Origin of the sequence: Streptomyces flaveus (genome assembly GCF_014647675.1) — a bacterium.
Lineage (GTDB): Bacteria > Actinomycetota > Actinomycetes > Streptomycetales > Streptomycetaceae > Streptomyces > Streptomyces flaveus.
Genome location: NZ_BMPQ01000030.1, coordinates 1 through 16,001 on the forward strand (window position 1 = coordinate 1; position 16,001 = coordinate 16,001).

The window sequence follows — 16,001 nt, forward strand, 5'->3', positions numbered from 1 at the left end:
ACTCGATCCTCTCAGGGAATCGAGCCTCCATCAGACCCGGAGCGGTTCAGTGTTGAGGAGTTGCATCTCCCAGGCGAACGCCACACCGGTGCCGCCGGAGTACCCCATGAGGGTCGCCAGGTCTTCGGGCGCGACGAGGTCCGTGCGGGCCCAGTCGCGCTGCAACTCGGCGAGGACGGCCATCCATGTGATCGGGGTGATGCCTGCCTGGACCATGCGGCGTACGGCCATGTCGTGGGCCTCGGCCGACACGCCCCCGGAGGCGTCGGTGACGACGTAGACGTCGTAGCCCTCGCCGGCCGCCTGCAGGGCGGGGAAGGCCACGCAGATTTCGGTGTACAGGCCGGCGATGATCAGCTTCTTGCGCCCGGTCGCCTTGACGGCGTCCACCACGCGCTGGTCCTCCCAGGAGTTGAGGGTCGTTCTGTTGATCGGCTTCTGGTCGGGGAAGACATCCTGGAGGCCCTGGATGATGAGGCCGCCGCGCTCTTCCATGACGGTGGTCAGGATCGTCGGGACGCCGTATGCCTTGGCGGTCTTGGCCAGCCCGACGACGTTGTTGACGATCATCGTCGGCTCGTGGCTGTGCAGGTTGGCGAACTGGAACGGCTGGTGGTCGATCAGCACCAGGACGCTCTCCTCGGGGGTCAGCAGGTCGTCCAGACCGGTCTTCGGGGACTCGCTCACGGGATCTCCTCCAGTGCGTCGAACGCGTAGGTACTTGGTACTTGGTGCGCCGCGTTCGGTTGATGTTTCAACTATTACGCATCATTGATGATGCGTCAACTACCGGTTAAAGTTGGTTTGCGTGAAGGTAAAAACACGCTGGCTCACTCCACCCGGACAGCGCGCCTGGCGCGCCGTCGTCGGCGTCCATCAGGGGCTCCCTGGTGTATTGGCGCGTGCATTGCAGGACTGCGGGAACCTGTCCATCACGGACTACGTCGTCCTTGTGGCCCTCACTGACGGACCCGACGGGCTGCACTTCCAGGACCTGGCCAGCACGGTGCAGTGGGAGTGGAGCCGTATGTCCCACCATCTTCGCCGCATGGCCAAACGCGGCCTGGTGACCCGGGAGGAGTGCCCCAAGGGTGGGCGGGGCGCCCACGTGGTCGTCACCCCTGGTGGCTGTGCGGCCATCGAGACGGCCGCCCCCCGGCACGTTGCCACCGTGCGCCGGCTGGTCATCGACCCCCTCAGCCCCGAAGAACTCGACATGCTCACCGTGCTTTGTGAGCGCATCCTGGGTCGGCTGGAGGCGGATCGTCCCTGATGTCGTAACGCACCGGCCCGCCGCCCCGGGTGGGGCGTTGAGTGGGTGATTGACGCATCAATAGTTGATCTGTCATATCACTCTGGGTTCACGGTGATTCCCGCCATGCCCTCCCACTATCGCCGCCGCAGCGGTGTTCACGCGGCCTCCGCCGCTCCCGGTGAGACGGTTCAGACCCTCGCAGGCGCGAACGCGTTGCGGCCGGGTCCGACCGACGGTCCCGGTTTACGAGTACGGCTACGAGGTCACGCTCGGCTCGAGCGGCCTGTCCAACGCGTCGCTGTCGGGTCCGATGAACGACATGCGCCTGAAGGTGGCACTTCCCGACGGGAAGGGCGCCATCGGCAGTGCCTCCACTCGCGTTGACCCGTGTGCGGGCATTCACCCAATCCTGGTGGTCGGCAAGCGCACGGCCACGCGCTTTCCATCGCAACCGCATGGCGGGGCGCTCAGGCGGCAGCCGTGCTGGAGGTACGTCTCGCCGCACAGGGCCCCCGCACCATTGTCCACGCGGGATATGTCACACCGCGATCACCTCTTGTCATTTACTAGGACGTCCTAGTATCTCTGGGGTCACCGTCCCCCTGCCCTGTCCGGGAAGGCCCCCATGCCTGAACTGCATCGCCCCGTGCACCCCGTTCGCCTGGTCACCGCTTCGGCCCTGTTCGACGGGCATGACGCGTCGATCAACATCATGCGGCGGATATTTCAGTCCCAGGGTGCCGAGGTGATCCATCTGGGGCACAACCGGTCGGTGCAGGAGGTCGTGGACGCGACACTGGAGGAGGACGCGCACGGCGTGGCCGTGTCGTCGTACCAGGGCGGGCACGTGGAGTACTTCGAGTACCTGGTCGAGTCGCTGCGTGCGCAGGGCGCGGACCACGTCCGCGTCGTCGGCGGCGGGGGCGGTGTCATCGTGCCCGAGGAGATCGCCCGGCTGCGGGGGAGTGGCGTGACGATCTTCTCCCCGGAGGACGGTCAGCGGTTGGGCCTGGCCGGGATGGTCAACTCGGTGGTGAAGGACTGCGACTTCGACCTGTGGGACGGCAAGCCGGCGGATGCCTCTGCTGTCCTCGCGGGCGACCGGTTCGCCGTCGCCCGCGCCATCACCGGTGCCGAACTGGGCAAGCTGGCGCCGGACTTCATGGAGCGGCTGCGTACCTCGGCGGCGACGCGGCCCGTGCCGGTGCTGGGCATCACCGGTACCGGCGGTTCTGGAAAGTCGTCCCTCACCGACGAGTTGGTGCGCCGTTTGCGGGTGGACCAGCAGGACAAGTTGCGGATCGCGGTGATCGCGGTCGACCCGACCCGGCGCAGGGGCGGTGGCGCGCTGCTCGGTGACCGGATCCGGATGAACTCCCTCGACGGCAACCGGGTGTTCTTCCGCAGCCTGGCCACCCGTGGCAGCCGCGAGCTCCCCGAGCACCTGTCCGACGTGATCGACGTCGTGAAGGCCGCCGGGTTCGACCTGGTGATCGTGGAGACGCCGGGTATCGGGCAGGGCGACGCGGCGATCGTGCCGTTCGTCGACACGTCGCTGTACGTGATGACGCCGGAGTTCGGTGCCGCCTCGCAGCTGGAGAAGATCGACATGCTCGACTTCGCCGATGTGGTGGCGATCAACAAGTTCGAGCGGCGCGGTGCCAAGGACGCCATGCGCGATGTGGCCCGCCAACTGGTCCGTAATCGTGAGGCGTTCGACAAGCGGCCCGAGGACATGCCGGTGTACGGCACCTCGGCGGCCACCTTCAACGACGACGGTGTCACCGCCCTCTACCAGCACCTGAAGTCGTCCCTCGCCGAGCAGGTGCTCCAGCTGTCCGAGGGCGCGCTGGCGCCCGTCGACGTACGCCACTCCTCCGGCATCCGCCAGGTCGTCCCGGCGGACCGGGTGCGCTATCTCGCCGAGATCACCGACACCGTCCGCGACTACCACACCGACACCGACCAGCTCTCCGAGGCGGCCCGGCGTGTGCAGCGTCTGGAAGCCGTACGGGACGAACTCGCCGAGGCCGGCTCCGACGCCCAGAACGTCGAGTCGTTGCTCGACGACGCCCGCAGGCAGCTCCCGCACGGGGTCGGTGAGCAGATCCAGAAGTGGCCTGCGATCGTGGCCTCCTATTCCGGCGACGAGCAGGTGGTGAAGGTCCGGGACAAGGAGATCCGCACCAAGCTGACCCGCGAGTCCCTCTCCGGGAACCGCATCCCGCGGGTCGCCCTGCCCCGCTTCACCGACCACGGAGAGCTGGTCCGGTTCTGGCGCCGTGAGAATCTGCCGGGCCACTTCCCTTTCACCGCCGGAGTGTTCCCCTTCAAGCGGGACGGCGAGGACCCGGCGCGGATGTTCGCGGGGGAGGGCGACCCGTTCCGCACCAACCGGCGTTTCAAGCTGCTCTCCCAGGGGCAGCCCGCCACCCGGCTGTCCACGGCCTTCGACTCCGTCACCCTCTACGGCCGCGACCCGGACGAACGCCCCGACATCTACGGCAAGGTCGGCACCTCCGGCGTGTCGGTGGCCACCCTGGAGGACATGAAGGCGCTCTACGACGGCTTCGACCTGGTCGCGCCCACCACCTCGGTGTCGATGACGATCAACGGGCCCGCGCCGACGATCCTGGCGTTCTTCCTCAACACCGCGATGGACCAGCAGCTCGAGAAGTTCCGGGCCGCCGAGGGCCGTGACCCGTCGCCCGAGGAGGCGGCGGAGCTGCGGGCGCACGCGCTGGCCAACGTCCGCGGCACGGTGCAGGCCGACATCCTCAAGGAGGACCAGGGCCAGAACACCTGCCTGTTCTCCACCGAGTTCTCCTTGCGAATGATGGCCGACATCCAGGAGTGGTTCATCGCCCAGAAGGTCCGCAACTTCTACTCGGTATCCATCTCCGGCTACCACATCGCCGAGGCCGGCGCGAACCCCATCAGCCAGCTCGCCTTCACCCTCGCCAATGGCTTCACCTACGTGGAGGCCTACCTCGCCCGGGGCATGGGCATAGACGACTTCGCGCCCAACCTGTCGTTCTTCTTCTCCAACGGCATGGACCCCGAGTACTCCGTCCTCGGCCGGGTCGCCCGCCGCATCTGGGCCATCGCGATGCGGGACCGCTACGGGGCGAATGAGCGCAGCCAGAAACTGAAGTACCACGTGCAGACCTCCGGACGCTCCCTGCACGCCCAGGAGATGGACTTCAACGACATCCGCACCACCCTGCAAGCCCTCATCGCCATCTACGACAACTGCAACAGCCTGCACACCAACGCCTACGACGAGGCTGTCACCACTCCCACCGAGGACTCCGTCCGCCGAGCCCTGGCCATCCAGCTGATCATCAACCGGGAGTGGGGCCTGGCAATGAACGAGAACCCCCTGCAGGGGTCGTTCATCATCGACGAACTCACCGACCTCGTCGAAGAGGCCGTCCTCCAGGAGTTCGAGCGGATCAGCGAGCGCGGTGGTGTGCTCGGCGCCATGGAGACCGGGTACCAGCGCGGCCGCATCCAGGACGAGTCGATGCTCTACGAGCAGCGCAAGCACGACGGAACGCTGCCCCTCATCGGCGTCAACACCTTCCGCAACCCGCACGCCGACACCACCGAACCCGGCCCCATCGAACTCGCCCGCGCCACCGAGCAGGAGAAGCAGTCCCAGCTGGGGCGCGTACGCACCTACCAGACCGGCCACCGGGACGAGGCGCACACCGCCCTCGCCGCCCTCAGGGAAGCGGCGATGGAGGGCCGCAACGTCTTCGCCGTACTCATGGACGCCGCCCGCGTCTGCTCGCTCCAGCAGATCACCGACGCCTTCTTCGAAGTCGGCGGCCAGTACCGCCGCAACGTCTGACCTCACCCACCGGCAGCCATGCGCGCCTTCCCGTACAGATAGGACTTCAAGTGGAACCCATCACCCGTCTCGGCGTCGTGGGCTGTGGCCTCATGGGCTCCGGCATCGCCGAAGTCGCCGCCCGCCACGGCCTCGGCGTCCGCGTCGCCGAAGCCACACCCGACGCCGTAGCGGCAGGCCGCCGCCGTATCACCGCCTCCCTCGACCGAGGCGTGCGGCGCGGCAAGCTCACCGAGGAGCAGCGGGACCAGGCCCTGGCCAGGATCTCCTTCACCCACGATCTCAGCGAGATGGCCGACCGCCAGTTCGTCGTCGAGGCCGTCGCCGAGAACCGCGACATCAAGACCGACGTGCTGCGCGCCCTGGACAAGGCGGTTGAGGACTCCGAGGCCGTCCTGGCGACCAACACGTCCTCCATCCCCATCGTCGACCTCGCCGTCGCCACCGAGCGACCCGGTCGGGTCATCGGCATGCACTTCTTCAATCCTGTCCCCGTGCAGCGGCTGGTCGAGGTCATCCCCGCGCTCATCACCTCGCCCGCCACCGTGCAGCGCACCCGTGACTTCGCCGAGCTGCTGGGCAAGCAGGCAATCCAGGCGCCCGACCGCTCCGGCTTCGTCGTCAATGCGCTCCTCGTGCCCTACCTGCTCAGCGCGGTCCGCATGGTGGAGTCCGGTGCCGCACGCCCCGACGACATCGACCAGGGCATGGAACTCGGCTGCGCCCATCCCATGGGCCCGCTCCGCCTGCTCGACCTGATCGGCCTCGACACCGCCCAGGCGGTGGCCGAGTCCATGTATGAGGAGTTCAAGGAGCCCCTGTACGCACCCCCCGCCCTGCTGCGCCGCATGGTCGCCGCCGGCCACCTCGGCCGCAAGAACGGACGCGGCTTCTACATCTACGACGCCTGAACCCAGTGCTGAGATGTTCTTACCGGCTCGGCTGATCACTAATAGCTACCCGGCGGTTTCGACAGGTGTAGGAGGCGTCGTGGCATTGTCCCTCGCTCTGTCTGTAGTGAGGGGCGCCAGACTTCGCTCATTCTGCTGTTGGTGGGATCACGGGAGCCGTCCGCGGTCCTGGCCCGCTTGGCCGCTCGTCGCCGCCGAGCCGGTGCGGCGCCGGGGCATGCGGCTGTGTTCCTGGCCGGTGACGCGGCGGCCTACTTCAACGGCGTCCGCCTGCTCGTCGATGGCGGCCTGTCGGCGCGGTGCCGGCGAGGTCCAGAAGGCCGGTGGCGTCGCCCAGCCCAGGAGAGTGCTGACGACGACAGTCCACTCCTGCGTCCCGGAACCGATGAGCCGCAGTTGCTCACATGGGAGCAGGAGTCGGTCCTCGCAGGCGAGGATGACCAGTTGTGCGCGCACTCCCAGGTGCTGCCGGCGCTGATATCACCGGTCGAGAAGTGGTCGTCAGGACCATCGCTGCGACGCGGGCCAGGACCGGGGTGCGGGTCGAGGCCGAGCCGGACACCAACACCTACCCCACCGGACATCGCACCAGCACACGAGCGGCTGCGGTGCAGGTCCATCCTCACGGTCTGCGATCCGTCACAGGCCATCGTCGGTCTCACATCCGCGTCGGTCCCCCGAGGGCATCACTCCTCACAGGCGCCGGCATCCCCGGTCTTGATCCGGTGCAGCAGTCGCCGCAGCTCCGTCAGCTCCTGCTCCTCGAGGCCGGCGAACAGCTTCGCCTCGGCGGCGCCTACGGCGCGGTCGGCCCGGACGACCAGTGCGGTCCCGCGGTCGGAGATCTCGACGACATGGCGGCGTCGGTCGGCGGGATCGCGACGGCGGGCCACCAGCCCGTTGTTCTCGAGGCCGTTGCGTACCGTGACCAGCACACTGGGGTCGACTTTCAGTTCCTCCAGCAACGCCTGCTGGCTCAGGCGCTCGCGTTCGGCCAGCAGTCCCAGCACATGGGCGTGGCTGAACTTGAGCCCCAATTCGGCCAGCGCCTGCCGGAGTTCCGCCTGGATCGCACACCCAAGAACAGTCAGCGCCAGAGATCATCATTAATGATCTATGCCTGTGCGGATGCCAGTATCTGCGGCAGACTTCTGGGCCCTGAGCTTGGTCACATTGTGTAGTGGCGCACCACAAGTAACGTCTGAAAGGGCCGGTGCAACGGTAGATGGGGCGCATGCGTTCTCGGCATCTGAGGCTGGGGTGCCTTGTGTTAGTGGTGGCCGCCTCGGTCGGCTCGTCTGCAGGCTGCTCTTCCACGTCCGCTCATGAGTCTGGTCTGGACGCGCCCCGTGCTCCTCTGGGTGCACCGCCGACTGACTCACCCACCACCAGTCCCAGTGCCCCGCCGGGCGGACGCACCAGGCACGGCAGGCACAGCGCCTCGAGCACGCCCCTGAACAGCGCCGCTCCGACGGGGACGCCTTCGAAGCCGACAGGTGAGCCGAGCACGCCACCGCCTCTCGGCGGAGACCCCGTCGAACCCGTACCCGAGCCGACGCGGGTTCCGAGCCCGAAACCCACCCCCGTGCTGGTGCCAGACCCAGAACCATCAGCGTCGAGGCCGGGCCCTGAGACCAACTGTCAGACCGCATCCGAGTCTCAGGGCCCTTCCTCCAGCAGCCGCCCGCGTCCGTGTAGTTCCACATCCATGGCACCACCTGAGACACAGTCAACTCTGACGCCGACATCATGAGCAACGCTCGCTCCTTTCCCGCTCCCCGCGCCCGAGCGTCCACGCCGGAGGGCGAACGACGTCTGCGGCGTGCCGGTGCCCGGCGACGTCTCAGGCGGATCTTGCGGCGCGATTCCGCCCCTCGCAGCACAGAGCCGCCCAATGCTCAGCATCCGGCGGCCGGTTACACCGCCGATTGGGCGACGCTCTTGTCGCTCGCTGCGGCGCTGTTGTTCTATGCCGGCGCGGTGCATACCCGGGCGTTCTTCGAGTATTTCCGCATCGATGTGCTGGCTCTGGGCCTGAGCTTCCCGGAGTTCGTCATGCGTAGCCTGCGGCTGGTGACCGCTCCCGTGGTGTTGACCGCTGTGGTGACTGTGGTCGTGCTGCGTGACCCGCAATTGCTCAGCCGGTCAGTTCTGCCTCTTCTGCCACCCACCTTGATTGGCCAGTGCCGACGAGTCGTACGGCGGGCGGCCCGTTTCCATCTGCTCGTGCTGTGCGTGGCCGTCATCATGTTGTTCAGTTGGGGCCGAATTCAGCCGTACCAATGGCTGGTGCCCGTTCTCTTGGCCACCGGCATCCTTTTGGGGCAGTCGCCCGCTGCGAACAACGGCCGCTGCCCAAGCGGCATCCGTGCACGGGGCGCACCGCTCACGGCAGCATGCCTGTGCCTGCTCTGGGCTGTCGCGCTGGCTGCGCATCAGTCGGGTCTGCGCGATGCTGAGCGCAGCGCAGATCATTTGGTCAGCAGGACGGCGATCGTCGTCTTCAGCACCGACCGACTGAGCATGACCGGCCGCGGACTGCAGGTGAAAGATCTCGGAGAGCAGGTGCACTACCGCTACCGGTATACGGGGCTGAGGCTCATCATCGAGCGCGGCGGGCGCTATCAGGCCGTCGCTGTGGGCTGGCAGCATGACACTGACTCGACTTATGTAATCCGAGAAACCGACGACATACGCGTCGAAATCACGCCGGGGGCCCGATGATGGCAGATGGCGTCATACCGGGTAGCGCCAGCGAGTCGCCGAGAGATCAAGCGCCGGACCGACGTCGTCTACCGCGACGCCCCCACCACCGACACCCCCACCCTCCCCTGTCGGCTCGAGGGCTGACCGGCTACACCACCACAGGGGGCATGACCCTGAACCATGCGGAGGCCAGTCTCAACGCCCATTCGGCGATTACCGGAACGCCGTAACTTGATGCCGTGGTCGATTGCCTGGAGGGACTCGGCGAAGACGTGAAGACTACCTCGCCGTCTCACCGCCAGCCGTGCACAAGCTCGTAGCAGCGCCATTTCATACTGAGGTGGCCGGCGCATACTCAGGTTGAACTCGTGGAGTCCGCGCGCCCGTGACGGTTCTTGATCGTTGCGGTACGGCGTCGCCATGCGGTACGCGCATGGGAGCGGGCTGACGCCCAGGGAGCAGGAGAAACCGGCCCCGGTTCTTCTTCAAGCTGCATCTGGCACGGGCGCCGGGGGTGACTCCCTACGTCACGCTGCGGGTCTCCTGGGATGGTGGGTGGACCTGGGGACCGCGGGAGACGTACCGGCCAGGGCGCGACGCCGCACCGATGGAGCCGACCTGGCAGTACAGGCCGTGTGCGTACCCGAGGTGCGGTTACGCAAAGTGACCCTGGTGGATGGATGAGTACCTGGTGCGAGTGAGTGAGCAAGGTGAGGTGTGCCATGCCGAAAATCGGTAGGCGTCAGATTCCCGGACTATTGCTGCGCATGGTCCCGGAGTCCCGGGCCGGCATCGAGAAAATGTCGGGACTTCCCGCCGAACGGGCCGTGACCGGGAACGTGGAGTGGTTCGACCTCTATGACTTCCTGCGCGAGGTCGTCTTCTGGGGCGTGGTCCGCCCGGCGCTCCAGGCGAGAGAACAGGACGCCGGACTGCTCAGTCGCTGTGCCGAATTCACGGAGACCCTCCTCCTGAACTCCACCGAATCCGTCAGTGCCGCCGTGTACTTCCAGCTGGTGGAACCTCTCTATGGCGGTGAGGAACTCCTCACCGCCGCGGTTCCCTTGATGAGGCCGGAGACCCTGCGGATCACCCTCGGTGAGCTGGACCCCGACCGTCTCTCCGCGCAGACGCGGGCTGAGCTTGCGGATTTCCTGCCCTGACTCGTCGGTTACTCAGGTTGAACCGTGGAGTCCGATGATCTGATCGCGTCGTAGTCCATGGTCAGGCCGGTGGGCGGCAGGCAACCGTCGATCAGGTGGGGCCGGTACTGGATCTTCTTCAGCTTCCGTTTGATCACGCGGGTCAGGTGGGCGAGGTCGGCCGCGGCGAAGTCGGCCAGGTGCCGCTTCAGGAGCGACCAGATCCCCTCTGCCGGGTTCAACTCCGGAGCGTAGGAGGGCATCTGGCAGATGCGTAACCAGTCCTTGTGCTCCTCGGCGAAGTCCGCCAGCTCCCTGACCAGGTGCACGTTCAGATTGTCCCAGCACCACACCACCGGGGTGCCGAGCTGCAGGTGAGTCATGACGATCAGATCGCGGTACTGGCGCCAGGAGAACGCCTTCGGCTTGCCCCGGCGCCCGTGCCAGATGTGCAGCTTGAAGAAGAACCGGGGCCGGTGTCCGGCCCGGTAGCAGACCACTCCGGCGATGTTGACCCGACCGCGGTTGCGGCCGCGCACCCGCACCACCGGCCGCTGCCCATGCGGCGCCAGGTGCGTCCCTTCGGTGGCCTCAGCCCCTGGCCCGTCTCGTCCTCGAAGCAGATGTGGGCGCCCAGGTGGGTCGCGGTTCTTTTACCTGCGGCCACACCTCGGCCTTCCAAACCTCGATCGCCTCCCCGTCGCGCTCCAAGGCCCGCCGCACGGGAACCTGGGCGGACCAGCTGTGCCGACGCAGCTGGGGGTTGCCCCCTCCGGGGACTTCCACACGCCCCGGATCGTGTAGCCGACGTGGAACATCCGACCGATCAACAGCTTGACCCGCTTCAGCGTCCAGCCCTGGAACCCGTGGCCGAAGCCGTGCGCGAGCGGACCGCGCCGTAACTCCCGCTCCAGCCGCCCCCACTGCGCAGGACTCAGCCGCTCCACCGACGCCGGCCCCGCCGAACGCAACGCATCGGCACCGCCCTGCTCCCACGCCCGCCGCCAGCGCCGCACCGACCGCGCCGTCACCCGCAGCTCCCTCGCAACGGCCTCGGTCTTCTCCCCCACGAGCGAACCGCTCAGCCGCCTCCAGACGCACCCTCTGCCGCTTCTCCTGCTCCCTGGGCGTCAGCCCGCCCCCATGCGCGTACCGCATGACGACGCCGTACCGCAACGATCAAGAACCGTCACGGGCGCGCGGACTCCACGAGTTCAACCGGAGTAATCGTCCCCCTTCCCTGCCCGCAGGTTCGCCGAGTCGGCCCCAGTAGTGGGGCCGCATTGGGTGATTAAGTACGATATGTTCTTGATCTTGCCTTATATGGTCTTTAGTGTTCGCCGGGAGGGAAGCGCTGCGAGGTCCGAGTCCCGTGCCACCGTCCGGAAGCGAGGTGTGGAGCGCGTGCACGCGAGGTGCGGCTGCCGGCCCGTTTCGGGCCAGAAGGGACGTCCCAGAGGGACGCGATGGCTGCGGGCGTTCGCTGTACTGCCGTTGCTGGCGTCGGTGCTCGCCGCTTGCGGCAGTGACGAGGGCTCCGACAGACCCATCCTCAACTGGTACAACTTCCCCGACGACTCCGGTGCGCTGCAGAAGGCGGCCGACCGGTGCACCCAGGCATCGGGCGGCCGCTACAGGATCAGCTACAACAAGCTTCCGCGTGCCGCGGACGGCCAGCGCCAGCAGCTCGTACGCAGACTCGCTGCCGAGGACGACTCGCTCGACATCCTGGGCCTGGACGTCACCTGGGCGGCGGAGTTCGCCGAGGCGCGCTGGATCCGGGAATGGACGGGGGCGGCGAAGCAGCAGGCTGTCGAGGGCACGCTGCGCGTACCGCTGCAGACCTCGACCTGGAAGGGCAAGCTGTACGCAGTCCCGTACAACACCAACACCCAACTGCTGTGGTATCGCAAGGACCTGGTGCCCACCCCACCCAGGACCTGGGCCGAGATGCTGGACATGGCCGGCGCCCTCGCCCGGCAGGGCAAACCGCACTTCGTGGAGATCCAGGGCGCCCAGTACGAGGGCCTGACCGTCTGGTTCAACACGCTGATCAACAGTGCGGGCGGCTCCATCCTCAACGCGAGCGCGACCGAGCCCTCCCTCGGTCCTCCTGCCGCGCGGGCCGCCGGGATCATGCGTGATCTGGCGAAGTCCCCGGCCGCGGACCCCTCCCTGCCCAACCAGATGGAGGACCAGAACCGCCTCGCCATGGAGTCGGGGGTGGCGGCGTTCGAGCTCAACTACCCGTTCGTCTATCCGTCGATGAAGGCGAACAACCCCGCACTGTTCAAGAACTTCCGCTGGGCGCCGTACCCCCGGGTCGACGCGAACCGCCCGGCACGACCCACCATCGGCGGCATCGATCTGGCCGTGAGCGCCTACTCGCGCCACCCCGACCTGGCCTTCGAAGCGGCCCTGTGCCTGCGCAACCGGGAGAACCAGCTCACCGCCGCCCTCGAGGGCGGCCTGCCGCCCACCCTGCGCGCCCTCTACGACGAGCCCGCGTTCATGAAGGAGTACCCCTTCTCCAGGGAAGTGCTGGCCGCCCTGGAGTCGGCGAGCGTGCGCCCGCTCACTCCGGCCTACCAGAACGTGTCGATCGCGGTCTCCCACACGCTGTCTCCGCCGTCCGGGATCAAACCGGAGAGCTCCATCGACACCATCAGGGAGCAGATCGACGCTGCCCTGCGATCCGAGGGTGTGATCCCGTGAACCACCTCCTCCCGCACCACTCCGTCAGCCGGCGCCGAGGTGCGCGGGCCTCGTCCTCGGACGGCCCGAGATGAGCACGCGGGCGCAACCGGCCGGAGCTCCGCCGCCCCCCGAGGCGGAGACGCAGCAGGCAGATCCGGACCGGGCGGCACTCTCGGCGGGCGCCAGGCAGGAGCGGCGGCTCGGCTGGCTGCTCTGCGCGCCCGCCGTCGTCGTCATGATCGCCGTGACCGCCTACCCCATCGGGTACGCCGTCTATCTGTCCCTCCAGCGGTACGACCTGCGCTTCCCCGGACAGGCGGAGTTCGTGGGCCTGAGCAACTACGGAGCGGTGCTGTCATCCCCGTTCTGGTGGGACGCCTTCTGGGTCACGCTTTTCGTCACCGCCGTGTCCGTGGCGATCGAACTGGTCCTCGGCATGGGGCTCGCCCTGGTGATGCACCGCACGATCTTCTGGCGCGGCACCGTACGCACCTCAGTCCTCGTTCCGTACGGGATCGTCACCGTCGTCGCCGCCTTCTCCTGGCAGTACGCCTGGACCCCGGAGCTCGGCTACCTCGCCGAGCTGTTGCCCAGCGGAGAGGCCCCCCTGACCGAGCAGTGGCCCGCCCTGTGGCTGATCATCCTCGCCGAGGTGTGGAAGACGACGCCGTTCATGGCCCTGCTGCTGCTCGCGGGCCTCGCGCTGGTCCCCGAGGAGACCCTGAAGGCGGCCATGGTGGACGGTGCCACCGCCTGGCAGCGCTTCACCAAGATCATGCTGCCGCTGATGAAACCGGCCATCCTGGTGGCACTGCTCTTCCGCACCCTGGACGCGTTCCGGATCTTTGACAACATCTACATCCTGACCGCCGGCGCCCAGGACACGGGCTCCTTGTCGATCCTCGGCTACGACAACCTGTTCACCGCGCTGAACCTGGGCATCGGGTCGGCGATCTCGGTGCTGATCTTCATCTGCGTCGCGATCATCGCCTTCACCTTCGTCAAACTGTTCGGCGCCGCTGCACCGGGCGCGGAGGTGAAGCGCTGATGGCCGCGGTAGGAAAGACACATGCCGCCCGATGGGGCGTCATGAACGTGGTGGTGGTGCTGTACGCCCTGTTCCCGGTGTGGTGGATCGCCGCGCTGTCGTTCAAGGATCCCAGCACCCTCACGGACGGCAACTACATCCCCAGGGACTGGACCCTGGAGAACTACCGGGGCATCTTCGACACCTCCGAGTTCACCCGCGCACTGATCAACTCGATCGGTATCGCCCTGATCGCCACGGTGATCGCGGTCGCGCTGGGCACCATGGCCGCCTACGCGGTGGCCAGGCTGCGCTTCCCCGGCAAGCGGGTGCTCATCGGCATGTCACTGCTGATCGCCATGTTCCCCCCGATCTCCCTGGTGTCACCGCTGTTCAACATCGAGCGGATCGTGGGGATCTTCGACACCTGGGTCGGGCTGATCATCCCGTACATGACCTTCTCCCTGCCGCTGGCGATCTACACCCTGTCGGCGTTCTTCCGGGAGATCCCCTGGGATCTGGAGAAGGCCGCCAAGGTCGACGGGGCGACGCCCGCACAGGCCTTCCGGATGGTCATCGTGCCGCTGGCCGCGCCGGGCGTGTTCACCACCGCCATTCTCGTGTTCATCTTCTGCTGGAACGACTTCCTGTTCGCGATCTCGCTGACGTCCACCGAGTCCGCGCGCACCGTGCCCGCCGCGATCGCGTTCTTCACCGGGAGCTCGCAGTTCCAGCAGCCCACCGGGTCGATCGCCGCCGCCGCTGTGGTCATCACCATCCCGATCATCGTTTTCGTCCTGTTCTTCCAGCGGCGGATCGTCGCCGGACTGACCTCCGGGGCAGTCAAGGGGTGAACGGGCCGACCCGGAAGGCATGAAGGCAAGGAGGCACCACCCATGGCCGAGATCATCCTTGAGGGAGTCACCAAGCGTTTTCCCGACGGGGCCCTCGCCGTGAAGGACGTGGACCTCGACATCGCCGACGGCGAGTTCGTGATCCTGGTCGGTCCGTCCGGATGCGGCAAGTCCACCACCCTGAACATGATCGCCGGACTTGAGGACATCACAGAGGGCACCCTGCGCATCGGAGACCGAGTCGTCAACGACCTCGCTCCCAAGGAACGCGACGTCGCCATGGTGTTCCAGAGCTACGCCCTGTACCCGCACATGAACGTCCGGGAGAACATGGGCTTCCCGCTGCGCCTGGCCAAGGTGGACAAGGCCACCATCAACGCCAAGGTGGAGGAAGCCGCCCAGATCCTTGATCTGACCGGGCACCTGGACCGCAAGCCCGCCAACCTCTCGGGCGGCCAGCGCCAGCGGGTGGCCATGGGGCGGGCGATCGTCCGTGACCCCAAGGCGTTCCTGATGGACGAGCCGCTGTCCAACCTGGACGCCAAACTCCGGGTACAGATGCGCACCCAGATCTCCCGGCTGCAGCGGAGTCTCGGCACGACCACCGTGTACGTCACCCACGACCAGACCGAGGCGATGACGCTCGGCGACCGGGTCGTGGTCATGCGGCAGGGCCTGGTCCAGCAGATCGGCGCACCCGCCGAGCTGTACGACTCCCCGCGCAACATCTTCGTCGCGGGCTTCATCGGCTCCCCGGCGATGAACTTCCTGAACGCCGCCCTGGAGGCCGGCGTCCTGCGCTCTCCCGTCGGCGATCTGCCCCTCGACGACCGTATGAGGCAGGCACTGGAACGGCAGAAGGCGCCCCGCGAGGTCATCATCGGGCTGCGGCCGGAGGCATTCGAGGACGTGGCCCTGGCGCACGACCGGGACCGGACGGGCCCGGCCTTCGCCGCCACCGTGGAGGTACTGGAGTCGCTGGGCTCCGATGTGTACGTCTACTTCACCGCGGAGGGCGGGCCCGCGACGACAACTGAACTGGAGGAGCTTGCCACGGACTCGGGACTGCGTGACACCGGCGCCCAGGCCGCGCAGCAAATCGTGGCCCGCCTGGACGCCGCCACGCGTGCCCGCGAGGGCGAACCCGTGGAGCTGCAGGTCGACATGGCCAAGGCCCACGTGTTCGACCCGGCGACCGGAGCGAACCTTACGCATCCAGTGAGGGCGGACTGACGACGCACCGCACAGGGGCGATCCGCATCCATGTACCCGGCGACTCAGGAGGCGGCTGGTCTTTGTCGACTGCGCAGGCGTTCCGGAAAGGGGTGTTCTCTGTGGAGGTGGCGCGTGGTGTCGGGCGCCACCGGCGGCCGGTGTAAGGCGCGCTTCTGAAGCGGCTCGGGGACCGGTCGGGGACCACACGGTGTGCGCGATGGTGCACGGGGAGGGCTGTCGACGCACAACACACGCCCGGATGGCGTCTGTTATGTGCCGATGATGTAGGTGACCCGCATTTCTGGGGGTCAAGGGGTCGCAGGTTCAAATCCTGTCGT

General features: G+C 67.3%; 12 protein-coding genes and 1 pseudogene. 9 read left to right on the forward strand and 4 right to left on the reverse strand.

The genetic code is table 11. The annotated features are described in order from the left end of the window. Positions 1-30: 30 nt before the first annotated feature. Entirely contained in the window at positions 31-687 is a 657-nt protein-coding gene (locus IEZ21_RS37420) for a hydrolase (protein WP_189326286.1), read from the reverse strand. Positions 688-808: 121 nt separating this feature from the next. Between IEZ21_RS37420 and IEZ21_RS37425 the strand changes: the two genes are divergently transcribed. From IEZ21_RS37425 to IEZ21_RS37435, 3 genes are all read left to right on the forward strand, one after another. Next, positions 809-1,273, forward strand: coding sequence for a MarR family winged helix-turn-helix transcriptional regulator (locus tag IEZ21_RS37425; protein ID WP_189326287.1), 465 nt, complete (start codon positions 809-811; stop codon positions 1,271-1,273). 607 nt (positions 1,274-1,880) lie between these two features. Further along, a complete protein-coding gene (icmF, locus tag IEZ21_RS37430; protein WP_189326288.1) occupies positions 1,881-5,111 on the forward strand; it encodes a fused isobutyryl-CoA mutase/GTPase IcmF in 3,231 nt (1,076 codons plus the stop codon). 50 nt (positions 5,112-5,161) lie between these two features. Continuing rightward, a complete protein-coding gene (locus IEZ21_RS37435; RefSeq protein ID WP_189326289.1) occupies positions 5,162-6,022 on the forward strand; it encodes a 3-hydroxybutyryl-CoA dehydrogenase in 861 nt (286 codons plus the stop codon). Between the two features lie 147 nt (positions 6,023-6,169). On the opposite strand, the gene IEZ21_RS37440 is transcribed toward IEZ21_RS37435, so the two are convergent. Further along, positions 6,170-6,478, reverse strand: a complete 309-nt coding sequence (locus IEZ21_RS37440; RefSeq protein WP_189326290.1) for a hypothetical protein — start codon at positions 6,476-6,478, stop codon at positions 6,170-6,172. Between the two features lie 230 nt (positions 6,479-6,708). Beyond that, on the reverse strand, positions 6,709-7,059 hold the full coding sequence (locus IEZ21_RS37445; RefSeq protein WP_189326291.1) for a MarR family winged helix-turn-helix transcriptional regulator: 351 nt from the start codon (positions 7,057-7,059) through the stop codon (positions 6,709-6,711). 712 nt (positions 7,060-7,771) lie between these two features. Here IEZ21_RS37445 and IEZ21_RS37450 point away from each other — a divergent pair. Together IEZ21_RS37450 and IEZ21_RS37455 are read left to right on the forward strand one after the other, a co-directional pair. Then, a complete protein-coding gene (locus IEZ21_RS37450) occupies positions 7,772-8,746 on the forward strand; it encodes a hypothetical protein (protein ID WP_189326292.1) in 975 nt (324 codons plus the stop codon). Positions 8,747-9,495: 749 nt separating this feature from the next. Further along, entirely contained in the window at positions 9,496-9,891 is a 396-nt protein-coding gene (locus IEZ21_RS37455) for a hypothetical protein (RefSeq protein WP_189326293.1), read from the forward strand. 8 nt (positions 9,892-9,899) lie between these two features. Here the strand turns inward: IEZ21_RS37455 and IEZ21_RS49165 are convergent. Next, positions 9,900-11,028, reverse strand: a pseudogene (locus IEZ21_RS49165) (IS630 family transposase). 246 nt (positions 11,029-11,274) lie between these two features. Here IEZ21_RS49165 and IEZ21_RS37470 point away from each other — a divergent pair. The 4 genes from IEZ21_RS37470 (at position 11,275) to IEZ21_RS37485 (ending at position 15,681) form a co-directional block, all read left to right on the forward strand. Next, the gene (locus tag IEZ21_RS37470; protein WP_246568535.1) at positions 11,275-12,585 is read left to right on the forward strand and encodes an ABC transporter substrate-binding protein; all 1,311 of its coding nucleotides are present in this window, start codon (positions 11,275-11,277) and stop codon (positions 12,583-12,585) included. Positions 12,586-12,655: 70 nt separating this feature from the next. Continuing rightward, complete coding sequence (locus IEZ21_RS37475) at positions 12,656-13,615, forward strand: carbohydrate ABC transporter permease (RefSeq protein ID WP_189326295.1); 960 nt, start codon at positions 12,656-12,658, stop codon at positions 13,613-13,615. Continuing rightward, entirely contained in the window at positions 13,615-14,448 is an 834-nt protein-coding gene (locus IEZ21_RS37480; RefSeq protein WP_033328427.1) for a carbohydrate ABC transporter permease, read from the forward strand. The genes IEZ21_RS37475 and IEZ21_RS37480 overlap by 1 nt, the downstream gene beginning before the upstream one ends. A gap of 42 nt (positions 14,449-14,490) precedes the next feature. Continuing rightward, the gene (locus IEZ21_RS37485; RefSeq protein WP_189326296.1) at positions 14,491-15,681 is read left to right on the forward strand and encodes an ABC transporter ATP-binding protein; all 1,191 of its coding nucleotides are present in this window, start codon (positions 14,491-14,493) and stop codon (positions 15,679-15,681) included. Positions 15,682-16,001 lie beyond the last annotated feature (320 nt).